The organism is Paenibacillus sp. DMB20 (genome assembly GCF_000987955.1).
Classification (GTDB): domain Bacteria; phylum Bacillota; class Bacilli; order Paenibacillales; family Paenibacillaceae; genus Paenibacillus_AQ.
Genome location: NZ_LAZU01000012.1, coordinates 17,520 through 31,710, shown reverse-complemented (window position 1 = coordinate 31,710; position 14,191 = coordinate 17,520). Strand labels below are relative to the sequence as shown.

The window sequence follows — 14,191 nt, the reverse complement described above, 5'->3', positions numbered from 1 at the left end:
AACTCCCCCTACCATAAGGCGTAATCAGAGTATTTTCGGCTAAGCGTGTTAGCGGCATACAGCAGCGTGAAGTTAATGAGCGATACGAACAACCCGACCGCCGTTCCGGAACTGAAATTACCGCCCAGCAGTCCTTCGCGGTACAAATAGGTGCCGATGACATCCGCCGTTTCATAAACCATCGGGTTATAAATAAGGAGGATAAACTCGCTGTTGGCCGACAGCAAATTGCCGATGGCGAAGATGAGCAAAATAAAGATCGTCGGACGAATCGAGGGCAGCGTAATTTTCATCATCTGCTTGAACCGGTTGGCCCCATCGATTTTGGCCGCTTCATACATATGCGGATCAATCGAAGACATGGATGCCAGATACAGGATGCTGCTCCAGCCAAAAGACTTCCATATAAGGGTGATCGTATAAATAGCCGGAAAGTAACCCGGCTCGGTATTTAATGCTACCGGCGTGCCTCCAAACAACGTGACCAGGGCATTGACGATCCCGTCCGCATTGATAAAGGACAACACCATGCCGGCCACGACGACGTTGGAAATAAAATGGGGCAGGTAGCTTGCGGTCTGCACGTATTTTTTGAAAATGCCGCTCCGCAGCTCGTTCAGCAGCAAGGCGAACAGAATCGGCACCCAAAAGCCGAATACCAGAAAATAAAAGCTGAGCAAAAAGGTATTCTTCATCAGCCTGCCGAAATACGGCCCGTTAAAAAAATCGATGAAGTGTTTGAAGCCGACCCATTCAACCCCGCCGTCAAACGAGAGAAAGGGTTTGCCCGGGTAATAATCCTGAAAAGCAATGACGATTCCATACAAAGGGATGTAACTGAAAATGAAAATGTGAACCAGGACGGGAAGCATAATCAAATACGGCTGAAGATGACCACGCAATCGATAGGATCTACGCTTACTCGGTTGACTGGCTGCTTTCATGACCTTCCCCTTTCATAAGCAAGCTGGTGCGGTATCTTTCGGGCCCGTTCTTCCGCTTGGATTCATCATAAAAGGCGTGGCCGGGCGGGGCAAGCAACATAATTTGAAGCGCTTCGCAATTTTTTCTTTCATTAATGGCAGCTTTAATGCACGCAATGGGGCTGTCCAAAAAAGGTCGAATGACTTGGGACTCCCCCTTTGTCTGTTGTGAGGCGCTCGCCGCTACCGCTTTTCCGGAATCGTTTCGTCCTCTCCGCTGCTTCGTGCAAACTTCAATCTAAAAAACAAAAAGAAATCGCCCTTCGGTACAATGGAAGTGACTAGCAACCATTCATAAGGAGCGATTTCTTTGTACATTTCATGGACCAACTTTGTCTGCCAATGGATCCGCGTCATGAACACCACCGGTAACCGTGAATTATAACGATGATTAAAACGGCTGCTACTAAACAAAAAATTGCGCTATACATGATTAAATCGATTAAGTTTCCGTTTACTAAGCCAATAAAGGCGTACCCCTACTCCATCACAAGCCCGCCCGTCACGGGCGTATAGGTCCCCGTGACAAACCGGGCGTCGCCGCCTGCCAGGAAAGAGATGACGCCGGCCACGTCGCCGGGCTCCGCTACGCGTCCAAGCGGGGTAAAGCTGCCGATCATCCCTTTCTCCTTGTCCGTTATATCTGCGGTCGCATCGGTCTGTACCAGACCGGGGGCGACGACATTGGCCGTGATGCCATACGGACCAAACTCCTGGGCAATATAGACGGCGAACGTGTCCAGTCCTCCCTTTGCCGTGCCGTGGGCGATCATATGCGGGGAAGGATCTTTGCCAAGGGTGCTGGATACGTAGATCAGGCGGCCGGACCGCTGCTCGATCATCAATGGAATAACGGCTTGCGTGGTCACGAAGGCGGCGCGCATTTCATCATTCAGCTTTTGCCCGAATTCCTCCCAGGTCATTTCGGCAAAAGGCTTGGCGGCAAAGTTCATGTTGGCATTGCACACCATGATGTCGATCCCGTCGAACCTCTCCTTTACGCGGGAAACCAGATGCTGAATCTGGTCCCTGTCACGAACATCGCCTTGAAGGGCTATCGCTTCCCCGCCGTTTGCCTGAATATGTGCCGCCACGGCTTCGGCCGCAGAAGCGTTCGATAAATAATTAACAACGACCTTTGCTCCGCGCTCCGCCAGGAGAATGGACGTTGCGCGTCCAATTCCCCGGGCCCCGCCCGTCACCATCGCCACTTTTCCCGTCAGATCCATGGAATAACCCCCTTAGATTGGTAAGGCATTCATTCGGATAACTGTATTTCGTTCGTATTTCCCGAAACGGCCTCCCCCGTATCGCTGTATAGCGCCGCGATGGCCAAAGCTTCCTGTCTTATTTTTGCCGCCATATAGGCAGGCTCCAGGATAATCAGGTCCGTCCTGAATTGCAGCAAAAAACGGGTAAGCCACTTGGCATCCGGCAGCGAAGTCCGGACCAGGAATGAGCCGTCCTCCATTCTCTCGATCTCGTGCTCGTCAAAACGGTCCGCCGCGTAAACTTTGGCGTCGCCGGAGATCCGAAGCACGAAGTCGATCGCCTCAAGCTCGCTTCGCCGGCCCCACTCTTCTTTTAGACGGACTTCGGGCATATCCCGGCGCGAAAAGGTTTCTTCCGAAACCTGAAGCTCGCGGATGCGGGAAAGCCTAAATGTCCGGTAAGCCTCCCGGTTTAAACAATAACCGTGAAGGTACCAGGCATATCCTTTTAGCGCAAGGCCCATCGGCTCAACGCATCGCTCCGTGTCCTCTCCTTGCGCATCTATATAATGGAACCTGATCAGATTACGGCCTTTGACGGCTTCATGCACCGACTCATATTTTTTTCGCTCCGCCTCGCTGTTCTTCCAAGGGGTAAAATCGATGTTAATCTGGCTGCTGTCCACAAGACGCTCTTGTTCGGCTCGAGTAACCAAAGCCCCTACCTTTTCAAGCAGACGATCCATGTTGCCAGAATCCAGCGCCTGCGTCGATTGCAAGCCGCGAAGGGCGGTAAACAAGGCCGTCAGCTCATCAAACGAAAGCATCTGCCGATCGAGGCGGAAGCTCTCTATAATTTCATAACCGCCCTCCGTCCCCGTATAAGAGACGATGGGGATACCCGCAAGGCTCAGCGATTCCAGATCGCGATAAATCGTCCGCAAGGATACCTCCAGTTTGTCTGCCAGCTCTTGCGCCTGCACCCGCTTGCGGTTCAACAGAATCATGGTGATTGCCATAAGACGCTCCAGTTTCATGCAACTCCTCCTTTCATCCCGACGTTTCACTTCATCATAAACCAAATCCCCGTGCCCATGTCGAGGCAGATTTCCGTGCTGCATGATTCCGCATCATGCAGCACGGCCGTTAATGCGAAGTTGCGTAACCCTCTTCCTGGGCCTGCGGGTCCAGCTTCTCCTTGGTCATAACCAGCGCAGACACCAGCGCCAGCACGGCCGGAATCAGGCTCCAGGCAAAGGTCCCGGCAATGGACGAGGACAATCCTTCCGTAATCGTGCTGAGCGCGGACGCGTCCATGGACTGGCGTATAGCCGGATTGAGCAAAACGTATGGATCGCCGAAGTCGATGCCGGCCCCCGCCATGTTCCCCGTGCCGCTGCCGCCGAAAGCTTCCGTGAGCTTGCCGGTCAGCGAATGGCTCTGCAAAATCCCGAATATCGTAATCCCGAGCGTCATGCCCAGCGAACGGTTAAAGTTCAGCGTGGAGGTCGCAGCGCCCCGCTGCGCTGCCGGAAACGAGTGGATGGCGGCGCTGCTCAGCACCGAAAAGGACGAACCGATGCCAAGACCGACCAAAATCATATACACCGTGATGAGAAAACGCGGCGATGCCGTATTCAGCGCGGTCAACAGCGCCAGCCCCGCGATCAGGACGAGCAGCGTCGGAATGAGAATGGAACGGTACGGCAGCTTGGACATGAGATACCCGCCCACGGTCGCCGTCACGACCGAACCAACCATCATCGGAAGCAGGACGAGCCCCGCATTCGAGGCTGTGCCGCCCAAAACGCCCTGAATATAGATAGGGATAAACATGGAGGCCGTCATAAACGCCGCGCCGCTGAGCATAGCGACAAGATTGCTTGTCGTGAACAGTCGATTGCGGAACATGCGGAAGGAGATGATCGGCTCCGCCGCTCGTTTTTCAACAAAAACAAGCAGAATCGTCAGGACAACAAAACCGGCGAACATTCCTATAATCTGCGGAGAGTCCCATGCATATTGCTTGCCGCCCAGTTCAACCGCGAACATTAAACAAACGACGGCTCCCACTAGCAAGATCGCGCCCAAATAATCGATCTTTTGTCTGGAATGCTCCGCCGATTCCTTGTAGAACATCGCGATCAGGAAGAAAGCGATCAAACCGAGCGGCAGATTGATGTAGAAAATCCAAACCCAATGAATATGCTCCGTGATATAACCTCCAAGCAGAGGAGCCGCTATACTCGACAAACCGAACAAGGCTCCGAACATTCCGGTCATTTTGCCTCTGCTCTCGGGCGGCACGACATCGAACATGATCGTGAAAGCGATCGATACCATCGCCCCTGCCCCGATGCCTTGGACCGCTCTGTACAAGCTGAGCTGAACGATGGACTCGGCTGTCCCGCACAGGGCGGAACCGATCATGAACACGATGATTCCGAAAATGAAAAACCGCTTGCGTCCGTACATATCCGATAGCTTGCCGAAAATCGGCATGCCCGCCATTTCCGCTACCATGTAAGCCGACGTGGCCCAGACAAATTTGTCTAATCCCCCGATCTCGCCGACGATGGTTCCCATCGCGGTCGCAACGATGGTATTGTCCATGGAAGCCATCAGAATGGCCAATAGAAGTCCGGTAATCACGACCCCTATTTTGTTTGGTGCTTGATTCACGCAAATCCGCCCTTTCCTACTCTTTCGTTTTCTAAAACCTTACGAACACAGTGTAAACCACCCTTGTTGACAACAGTGTGGCAAGAACGGGATATACGCTTTATCGGTAGATGGGAATTTATAAATAGGCTCCCAGGAATCGTTCCCGGCAGCAAAAAAAGCGACCCGCGAAAACGGGCCGCTTTTGCTTTTAGGGATCTCGGGAAACATGATTCTCGTTTCTATTCAGCTCCCAGCTTATTCATCAGGTTCAATACAGCCTGTGCGCTCTCGGCGCGGGTTGCGACCTCTTTAGGCATGAATCGGCCTTTGCCCTGACCTTTCATCAGGCCCAAGGCTGCAGCCTCGTTTACCTCTTTCACGGCCCAAGGCGAAACCTGCTCCTTGCCCGTTACGGCTGGCTCCGGCCCGGCGGAGGAAGCCTCCCCGCCTTTTAACCGATAAGCACGGACGAGCATAACGGCCATCTCCTCGCGGGTAATGGCCGCGTTCGGAGCAAAAGTGTCTTTGTTTTTACCGCTTACCAATCCGTGGTGTGCGGCGGCTGCAACAACCGACGCATACCAGGCTTTATCGTCGACGTCTTTGAACGCGGCGTCTCCTTGATCGTTTAACTCCAAGGCCCGGACAAGCATCGCCGCAAACTGCGCCCGCGTCAGCTTCAGGCCGGGGCTGAACTTGATGTCGCCCGTGCCGTTCACGACGTGTTTGGCAGCCAGTTCTTTCACTGCAGTCTCAACCCAATGGCCTGTAAGATCAGCAAACGATTTGTCGTATTCCAGCACGGCATACTTACCGAAATGGCGAACCGCTGCCGTCAGGCGGGCGTTATCCTGCTTGCCGCCGGCATAATCCATGCGGCCCGGGTCCGAAAAGTGGTAAATTCCTGCGAATTTGCCGTTGATTCCGGCGTTCGTTTCCCATTCAAGCGTAACCGGTACTGCAAATCGCTCAAGCTTGTACTCCCTGCCGTCTTTCGTTTTGACGGAGAGGTTGAGAGCGAACATTTTGCTTCCCAGTTTCAACTTTGCTTTTTCGGAGATCTCCGCTTTAACCATGAGTGACGCTGCTGCCTGCGAAGGGATTTCCTCCGCCTTGAACGAAATGGCGGCATCCTTGGCCTGACCCGCAGGTACCAGCTTTTGCAAAGCTTTCAGTACGGATGAAGGAAGCTGGACAACCAATCCGTTCGCTTGAATTTCAAGCGGCTTCGAACCCAATATTTCTCCGGCTTGAAGCGGAAGCAGCACTTCTTTCTCCTGGGCTCCGAGCCGTACCGATACTTTGTCTTTGCCGCTTCGGAGCGCCTCTTCATTGACTATTTTTTGGCCGGGAACAGAAGGAACGGTTGGATCGTTAACCGGATCGGTTCCCGGATTGCCCCCCGTGCCTCCTCCGGTTCCGCTTCCCGGGTTACCTCCCGTGCCTCCTCCGGTCTCGCCGCCCGGATTCCCTCCGTTTTGGCCGGCCTTCATTTGAATGACAACGGCTGTCAGAGGCTCAATCACCATCCTATTGGATGTTAGCGTGAAGCCGGATTGCGCCTTGACTCCATCCATGCCCGCTTCGTCGTTATCCGCCAGCACCTTGCCGGAGGACAAGTCTTCGTTCAGCGTCAAGGTTCTGGCTTTGTTATCGGCATTCACAAAAACATAATAACGGGTTCCATCCGTTGCCTCGTTTTTGTACGCAATCACGAGGTCCTGAGCTTTTACTTCCGGAATCTGCAGAAGCGTCACATTTTTATTAACCAGGGACGAATCGCCCAATCGGAAAGCATCCGTCGATTTTCTAAGCTTAATCAATCCGCTCGTGTATTCCCGGGTCTTATTGTTCTGCGGATATGCCGCTTCATTCGTTGCTTTTTGCCAATCGAACTTGTTGATCGCATCGGAGGAATCGTAGGAATCATGGATAAAATAACCGAAGCTTTTTCCTGTCTCATCCTTTAATTCATGATACTTCTGTTCTGGCACCCCCGGGCCAAGCCACTGCTTCGTTCGGCCGTATTCCTGGCCGGCATGGAGGAAGGCCGTTCCCTGGGACGTCAGGGTGAGCAGGTTGCCGAGCCGAATCCGCTTATGGATTTCCAGGTCGTTCGCCGGAATCGAAGGATCCTTCCTGATCGACTGCGCGATAATATCATACAGGGGCAAGTTGTCATGAGCTTCGATATATTGAACCATATCGCCCGGATCGTCCGCCGGAGTATTGCCCGGCTGTGCTTTGATATTCTTGAAAATGGTATCGATATCCTGTGCCCCGCCCGTAATGAATCTCGGCTCGCCTTCATGGCCGAAACCGGACTTCAGCTCGTTGCGGAATTCGTCGGAAAACACGCCGACGTCATTCGTCTTGTCCATCCAATCCTGATCCGCACCCTTTCCCGCAAGGGACGGGTCGGCTGCGGCGCCTCCAAACGTTCTCCAGCCCTCGCCGATAAACAACGCCTTTGGATTGATCGCCGCGGCGGCATTATAGGCGTTTTGCACGGCATCGTAGGTGGCGTCACCCATCATGTCGAAGCGCATGCCGTCGATTTTGTATTCATCGAACCAGTATTTCACGGAGTCGACCATCAGTTTCTCGGCCATTTTGTGGTTCGTGGCCAGGTTGTTGCCGAATCCTCCGATGAAATTGCCGTTGGCATCCTGGAAAGCATAATAGTTAGGCACGATATCATTGAGGAAATCGGCCTTGGCCATATGCGTGTACACAACGTCGAGTATGACGCCCATATCCGCTTCGTGAATGGCGTGAATCATCGCTTTCAGCTCTCTGATTCTAAGTTCTGGATCTTTGGGATTTTCGGAGTAAGCCCCATCCGGCGAGAAATAGCCGTGCGGGTCATAACCCCAGTTGTATTCGTTGTTCTGTGCCGAATATTCCAGCTCCCTTTCCTTCATGGCCGCCTCGTCCCCATAATACCAAGCCATGACAGGCAGCAGTTGAACATGAGTTACGCCGAGGGATTTGATGTAATCGAGCTTCTCTTTGAAAGCATTGTAGGATCCCCAGGAGGCGTTGCGGAGATCATTTTCGATCGATGGATCGGACGTGAAGTCACGGACATGGATCTCCCAAATGACCGCGTCTTCCCTTTTTTCGTAGCCCGGTATTTCAGCAAAACCGAAACCGGACGGATCCGTCCCGCTCAAATCCACAATCGCCGCTTTTCCGACGGCATCGCCGTCCGGACCGGATTCGCCTTGCGTGTTTACCCTGAATTCCGCCATGGATTTGGCGTACGGATCCAGTACTTTTTTGGTCGCGCCGTTATTGGTTACTTCGTATTGATAAAAGTATCCTTTAAAATCCTGAATTCCGAGATCTCCCGGGTTCAAACGGACGGACCAGACCCCTTTATCGCCTTTGACCAACTGGGCGGTGCCGATAAGCCGCGAAGCCTCATCCTTGTCATAGACGTTAGCCGTTACCGACGTTGCCGTCGGCGCCCAAAGCTTCAACTCGGCTCCTCCCGCCTGATAGGCTGCTCCGAGATCATCGCCGTCATAGTAGTACATTTCATCGAGCATTCTCCATCCGGTGGAGGCGGATACGGTTTTTCCGGCGTACGTGACTTTTAATGGAACCTCGTCCAGCGTAAACCCGGCCGTCACTTCCACCGTTGCGGGTCCCGTAATGTCCACACCGCTAATGGCGACATCCCGATCGTCCTTATTTCGGATATGAAGTTCGGTTTTTAAGGACTCCGCATCCAAACCGTCCGTCATCGTGTAACCCAGCCGCAGCTTCCCGGGTGCGACCACCTCGGCGGAGACCAGTCCTGTCGGTATTTCTCCGTACGGGGACACATAGACGGCATTATCTCCCTGTTTAACAAACAGATGCCGATACCGGTCCAGAAGCGCGAAGCTTTTATCGCCGCCATCTTTGCCTGTATCGCCTTTTGAGGGATCCAGCACCAAGAAGTTGATTTTCTGCGCGTTCGTTTTCATCGGAATATCGACATAAGCGCCATAGCGGTCAACTTGCCCTTTCGGAAACATCGTGGCGCCCGTAGGCCAGCCATTGGAAGGCACGGCAATGTCATCGCCCCACAACCATAAACCATAGGAATCATAGTTGCGGTCCTCTCTTGCATAGTGAATCCGCACCGTATCGACCGGGAGCTCTACCGGCTCGTAAGCGTAAACCGTATCGGATCCTTCCTTAAGCCATACTTCATTCATCTCCGGCGAGACGATGGAAAACTTCTTGTCCCCGCCGTCCTTATTGCCGCTCATGCGGTCGACAACCACGATGCCGACTTTTTGCGCCGCTTCCTTTAGCGGAATGTCCACAAAAGCGCCGTAACCGTCCGCCTGCCCGTCCGGAAACGGCGTCGCGCCTGAAGGCCAATTGGCGGAAGGAGACGCGACATCTTCAAAAATCCACAGCCCCATGCTGCGATAGTTCCCGTCCGTCCGGTAATAGTGAACCCGTACATGATTTGCAGGCACCAGATCGGTTGGATCCGCAGGAACCGTATAATCGGCCGCCACGCCGTGATCCTCGGCATTATATTTAAAGGTTACCTTCACATCCTGCGAAAGTTTCAGCGATTCCCGTTCAGGCGGATATACCCCACCCGAGGTTTCGCTGCCCAGAGCAATCTGATATTCATGATCCCCGGCGTAAACATCGGCGCTGACGGAATACACATGGTCATAATCGGGATCCTGCAGTATCAGTTTTGCATCCGCAGGAGACCAATCTGCCGCTTCCCCGATTTCCGTCTGGAAGCTGCCGATCACTCTTGGAAGCTTGTCCGCTGCTATGGGCGTATAGTATGTAGAATCCGCAATCCGAAGCGTTTTGTGATTGTAATAGAAGGTTACCTCGGTTTCCTCGTCCAAGGAAATTTGAATGTTACCGCCCTTATTTATTCCGTTTTGATTCGAATACTTGTCGAAGCCGTAGCTTACATCCCAGCTGCCGTTAAGGGCAACCTTATATTGATAGGTTCCTGCCGGCAAAACCCCGGTAAAACGGTATTCGCCGTTTCCCAGATCGGTCATGGCGGTAGCCGCCGCCGCAGGATCCCAATCCTGGCCGTGGCCTAATGCCGATTGCAGGTCGCCGACCAATACAACCTGGCTCGGACCGCTGCTGGCAGTCGCCTCTGCCGGAGGAATGCCGAGCATCGAAAATACAAGTGAAATCATGATGATGATGGACCATGTTCTCTTGCTTGTTGCAGCCGTTCTCATTTTAAACTGAACCTCCTTTAATGATGTACTTTGTATGTTTGGTGCCGTTCTTTGAGCAAACGCTTGCATAAATGAGTTTGAACTTTTCAATTTTAAAGGGGCGGTTATATTTGAAAATTCATAAAGGAATAGGTTATCGAAGTGATCTTCCGCCCCTTAATGAAAACGATTTCATGTAAACGTTTGCATCTACCATTTTATTCATATGCCGCATGCGCGTCAACTTCATTTTTGACATGAACAGAATTCGATAAAAAATAAAAGAACAGCGGTCACGACACTTTTCTAACCGCTGTATCTTACTGTATTAACGGTCCCGTAAGCATACGGGTTGCAGGCAAAGCTGTGCTTATGCTTTTACCGACGAGTCCTTGCGGACGGACCGTGACCGTGACAATGCCACAGCTGCGACGATCGCGATGGCGACCCCGAGCGCCCCGAACCAGGTGATCGAAGCGAGCGATACCCGGTCTACCGCAATCCCTCCTATACCGGCCCCGGCAGCCATGGCGAGCTGCATCATCGATTGATTAAGCCCCAGCATGACGCCGGACGCTTCAGGTTCGATGGTGGTGAGGTGGTATTGCTGCGTCGGACCTGATGACCAAGCTGCGAACGACCACAGGACGAGAATGGCCAGCACCCCGATTAGAGAGTCCGTAACCACGGAAAGCATCACAAGCATGAGAATATGAAGCACCATGCCTCCGATGAGCGTAAAGTTAACCCCCCATCGGTCCGTGCTGTAGCCGCCGAATTTCGATCCGACGAGGCTCGAAAGCCCGAACATCAGCAGCGCTGCGCTCAGGAGATGGGTGCCGATTCCCGAGACGTTCAGCAGATAAGGTGACAGATAGGTGTAAGCTACAGAATAACCGCCGAGCCAGAAGAACGTGATGGACAATCCCAAGGCTACTTTCTTTTTTTTCAGAAGCGCGAGCTGCTTTAACAGAGGGATTGGCTCATCCCCCTTCGTTTGCGGAACGACGAAGTACATTACCACCATAGCTAGCAACCCAAGCAGGGCAATCCCGCCAAATACCGACTTCCAACCCATCGCTTCCGCTGCGATCCGGCCGATCGGCACGCCGATAATGAGCGAAGCGGTAAATCCCATCACGACGGTTGCGATCGAACTTGCCTGTTTGCCCGAAAGGGCAATCTTTGCCGCAATATTCAATGCCGTCACCACGACCATGCCGGCTCCCAGCGCCATAATGATGCGCGCGGCCACAAAAAGCCCATAACCCGGCAAGGCAAAGGACAAGATATTCCCCAAGACGAAAAAGACCCAGGGCATAAATCATTAACTTGCGCCGGTCCAGACTGGCCGTCAAGGCCATTAAAACAGGTGTCCCTATACCATATACCAAGGAAAAAATCGTGATCAGCTGCCCTGCGGCAGCTATGGAAACCCCCATCGTATCTGCAATCTTATCCAAAATGCCGGATATGATATATTCCGAAGTACCGACTAAAAAGCTAACGAGCGCCAAAATGTATATTTTCCACGTGTTTGTCAAACTGTATACACTCCTTTTTGCTGATCTTATATAAAGACACATTACGATATATCGATGTATCAAAAATAAATTCATATATCGCAAATTGTCGAATTGTATGGCGAAAAAGAAACCGAACTCCTATCCGGAATTCAGCCCATCGGTTCACAAGTCCTGTTTCCAAAAATCGACCATGGCCTGAATGGCCTCTTCATCTCTCTTGTAGTACGTAAACTTTCCAATCCGCTCCGTCTTGATCAGACCTGCCCGCTGAAGGATCGAAAGATACTGGGAAGCCGTCGACTGCGTCATGTTCAATTTCTGCGTAATCTGACTTACGCATACCCCGGTTTCGTTCATATCAATCCCTTCATGGGGCGTAAAATGCAGATCCGGTTCCTTAAGCCATTGCAAAATTTGCAGCCTGGATTCATTGGACAGTGCTTTGAAAATGTCAATTGGTTTCATACGATTCATTATATCGAGAATTATCGATATGTCAACTCTGCTTAGCTGGATGTGAAGCTTATACCTTTTACCAAAAAAATCTTGACCCTCCCCTATAGAGGAGGCTTTAATCTAAATGCAGACGACGGGTTTTGATAAGGAGGAATTAGCATGTATCGCGTCGGAGAACTATCGGAAAAGACGGGGGTTACGGTCAAAACCCTTCATTACTATGAAAAACTGGGCTTGTTAAATCCCGGCAGGCACCCCCATACCGGGTACCGCTTGTACAACAGCTCCGATATTTTGAGGCTTCAGGAAATATCCGTCTTAAAAGAAATGGGATTTTCGTTGTCAGCCATTAAAAGCATCCTGGGGCAGCAAAGCCTCAGCTCCGCCCATGGAACGAGGGAGGATATTTGGAAGGACGCCATTTCCAATCAGATCGAGTCCCTACGCCAAAAGCAGCTCAGGCTTTTCCGCATTGAACAACTGCTGCAAGGATCGCTGTACTCCATTGAAATGAATGACGAGGTCAAGCTCGACGATATGATGAGATTCATCAAAGAACTTCAGGACGCAAGACCGGAAGATTACCGGAAATGGCGCCGACAGCATTTTACATCTGAGGAGATCGAAAAACTTCCTACCAACGACCTGGAGGATCCCATTAACAAGGAGTGGGCCAAGTTGCTGAAGGAAGTCCGGAAGCATGTTCATGAGCCGGCCGATACTCCTGTATCTTTTGAACTGGCGGAGCAAATTCTCGTTATTGCCGATCACATGTTTCAGGGGGATTCGGTCTTAATGGAGAAATATTGGGATAAAATCAGGCCGGCCGAGAGCGAGGCCCCGAATGTATATGGCCTAGATGCCGAGACCATGGCTTACGTGGACCGGATCGTAACTTATTATTTGGAACAAACGGAGGGGGAAACAAACAATGACCCGGCATAGGAAGCCAAGATTCGGTTTCTATTTTATCTATCACGTCCTTCTCTTCATCACCGTGCATGTGCTGTTTGCGCTATACATCGGGGTTGTCCCCGCAGAGGAACTGCCGAGCGGCTCTTACCTTGAGCACATTAGCCTGAACCTATGGAATCACGGAATCGATATCTATTTGAATGACAAGATCAATGGGATAAGCAAGACATGGAAAACGATTCTGCTTATTCATGGAATCTTCGATCTGATTTATCTCCTGTTTCCCGGCAAGGATAAGGAGCTGCATCCGGAAGACGGGAATTCAAGCATGTCCGTGCCGGAAAACAACAACCGCTCAAATATAGAAGGCGAAGCTGATTCCTCGCTTGGTTCCCCGGATCGAGAAAAGCCTCCCATAAGCACCGGAAAAGGCTGGGCGTTCACTGTCATCGGTGGGGCGCTGGAGATTGTATGGGCATCCGGCATGAAATACAGCTTCATTCCCTCCGCCATCGTCCTGGTCTCACTGCTAATAAGCTTCGAACTGCTTATCCGGGCAACCAGGGTCCTTCCCATCGGCACCGTATACGGCGTCTTTACCGGAATCGGAACGGTCGGGCTCGTCGCCATGGAAGCCATTCTGGAAGGTTCCATTCAGCCTTTAAAAGTAGGGATTATTCTGTTATTGCTTGTCTTTATTATCCTGCTGAAGATGACGGGCGGACGAAAGGAGAATAGCTGATGGCGTGGGGGTTATTAATTCTTGCAGGATTGCTGGAAATCATCGGGGTCATCGGCATAAAACGCGTAGCCGAGAACAATAATTGGCCCAATAATTTGATCCTGATTGGCGGATTCGTCATAAGCTTTAATCTACTGACCGCCGCCATGAAAACAATAGATTTGTCTACCGCCTATGCGGTATGGACAGGAATCGGAACCGTCGGCGCGGCCATCGTGGGAATCTTGTTATACCGTGAGTCCAAAAGCCCGCTGCGCCTATTTTGCATCGCAGGGGTCGTTTGCTGCGTTCTGGCTTTGAAGCTGATGGGTTAGTTTCATTGGAGGGCAGCCCCCGCTCTCCGAATGCCGATAAGATGGTTCCGGTAATGACGGGCGGATAAGCGGTTTCGCCACTAGACAACCTTATTCAACAGGGTTAGACTTTCTTCTTGACTATTAAATCTATCGGATTTAATATGAGGGTAGTTCATAGATTTATTTGC

At 51.8% G+C, this 14,191-nt stretch carries 10 protein-coding genes and 1 pseudogene; 3 read left to right on the top strand and 8 right to left on the bottom strand.

Features of this window, described 5'->3' with window-relative positions; translation table 11 throughout:
* Positions 1-8: 8 nt before the first annotated feature.
* From XI25_RS03850 to XI25_RS03815, 8 genes and pseudogenes are all read right to left on the bottom strand, one after another.
* Positions 9-944: an ABC transporter permease gene (locus tag XI25_RS03850; RefSeq protein ID WP_082112197.1), complete on the bottom strand. Its 936-nt coding sequence runs from the start codon at positions 942-944 to the stop codon at positions 9-11.
* Between the two features lie 222 nt (positions 945-1,166).
* Positions 1,167-1,340: a hypothetical protein gene (locus XI25_RS33245; RefSeq protein ID WP_160308873.1), complete on the bottom strand. Its 174-nt coding sequence runs from the start codon at positions 1,338-1,340 to the stop codon at positions 1,167-1,169.
* A 122-nt stretch (positions 1,341-1,462) separates the two neighbouring features.
* The gene (locus XI25_RS03840; protein ID WP_052759439.1) at positions 1,463-2,212 is read right to left on the bottom strand and encodes an SDR family NAD(P)-dependent oxidoreductase; all 750 of its coding nucleotides are present in this window, start codon (positions 2,210-2,212) and stop codon (positions 1,463-1,465) included.
* Between the two features lie 29 nt (positions 2,213-2,241).
* Positions 2,242-3,231, bottom strand: coding sequence for a helix-turn-helix transcriptional regulator (locus tag XI25_RS03835; RefSeq protein ID WP_046677447.1), 990 nt, complete (start codon positions 3,229-3,231; stop codon positions 2,242-2,244).
* A gap of 109 nt (positions 3,232-3,340) precedes the next feature.
* Positions 3,341-4,876 carry an MDR family MFS transporter gene (locus XI25_RS03830; RefSeq protein ID WP_082112196.1) on the bottom strand — a complete coding sequence of 512 codons (1,536 nt, stop codon included), beginning with the start codon at positions 4,874-4,876 and terminating at the stop codon, positions 3,341-3,343.
* A 221-nt stretch (positions 4,877-5,097) separates the two neighbouring features.
* Positions 5,098-10,089 carry a pullulanase gene (locus XI25_RS03825; RefSeq protein ID WP_046677446.1) on the bottom strand — a complete coding sequence of 1,664 codons (4,992 nt, stop codon included), beginning with the start codon at positions 10,087-10,089 and terminating at the stop codon, positions 5,098-5,100.
* A 349-nt stretch (positions 10,090-10,438) separates the two neighbouring features.
* Positions 10,439-11,612 (bottom strand): annotated as a pseudogene (locus XI25_RS03820) (MFS transporter).
* A 144-nt stretch (positions 11,613-11,756) separates the two neighbouring features.
* On the bottom strand, positions 11,757-12,059 hold the full coding sequence (locus XI25_RS03815; RefSeq protein WP_046677548.1) for an ArsR/SmtB family transcription factor: 303 nt from the start codon (positions 12,057-12,059) through the stop codon (positions 11,757-11,759).
* Between the two features lie 150 nt (positions 12,060-12,209).
* Between XI25_RS03815 and XI25_RS03810 the strand changes: the two genes are divergently transcribed.
* The 3 genes from XI25_RS03810 to XI25_RS03800 are packed head-to-tail and all read left to right on the top strand — an operon-like array spanning position 12,210 to position 14,021.
* Positions 12,210-12,995, top strand: a complete 786-nt coding sequence (locus tag XI25_RS03810) for a MerR family transcriptional regulator (protein WP_046677445.1) — start codon at positions 12,210-12,212, stop codon at positions 12,993-12,995.
* Positions 12,982-13,707: a DMT family transporter gene (locus tag XI25_RS34070; protein ID WP_235439641.1), complete on the top strand. Its 726-nt coding sequence runs from the start codon at positions 12,982-12,984 to the stop codon at positions 13,705-13,707. The genes XI25_RS03810 and XI25_RS34070 overlap by 14 nt, the downstream gene beginning before the upstream one ends.
* Positions 13,707-14,021: a DMT family transporter gene (locus tag XI25_RS03800; RefSeq protein WP_046677444.1), complete on the top strand. Its 315-nt coding sequence runs from the start codon at positions 13,707-13,709 to the stop codon at positions 14,019-14,021. Before XI25_RS34070 ends, XI25_RS03800 begins: the two co-directional genes overlap by 1 nt.
* Positions 14,022-14,191: the final 170 nt, after the last annotated feature.

What these genes read in the sequence shown, in the direction of transcription:
- XI25_RS03815 (WP_046677548.1), bottom strand. Translation starts at nt 12,059, where the DNA reads ATGAAACCAATTGACATTTTCAAAGCACTGTCCAATGAATCCAGGCTG.
- XI25_RS34070 (WP_235439641.1), top strand. Translation starts at nt 12,982, where the DNA reads ATGACCCGGCATAGGAAGCCAAGATTCGGTTTCTATTTTATCTATCAC.
- XI25_RS03840 (WP_052759439.1), bottom strand. Translation starts at nt 2,212, where the DNA reads ATGGATCTGACGGGAAAAGTGGCGATGGTGACGGGCGGGGCCCGGGGA.
- XI25_RS03825 (WP_046677446.1), bottom strand. Translation starts at nt 10,089, where the DNA reads ATGAGAACGGCTGCAACAAGCAAGAGAACATGGTCCATCATCATCATG.
- XI25_RS03835 (WP_046677447.1), bottom strand. Translation starts at nt 3,231, where the DNA reads ATGAAACTGGAGCGTCTTATGGCAATCACCATGATTCTGTTGAACCGC.
- XI25_RS03850 (WP_082112197.1), bottom strand. Translation starts at nt 944, where the DNA reads ATGAAAGCAGCCAGTCAACCGAGTAAGCGTAGATCCTATCGATTGCGT.
- XI25_RS03810 (WP_046677445.1), top strand. Translation starts at nt 12,210, where the DNA reads ATGTATCGCGTCGGAGAACTATCGGAAAAGACGGGGGTTACGGTCAAA.
- XI25_RS33245 (WP_160308873.1), bottom strand. Translation starts at nt 1,340, where the DNA reads ATGACGCGGATCCATTGGCAGACAAAGTTGGTCCATGAAATGTACAAA.
- XI25_RS03800 (WP_046677444.1), top strand. Translation starts at nt 13,707, where the DNA reads ATGGCGTGGGGGTTATTAATTCTTGCAGGATTGCTGGAAATCATCGGG.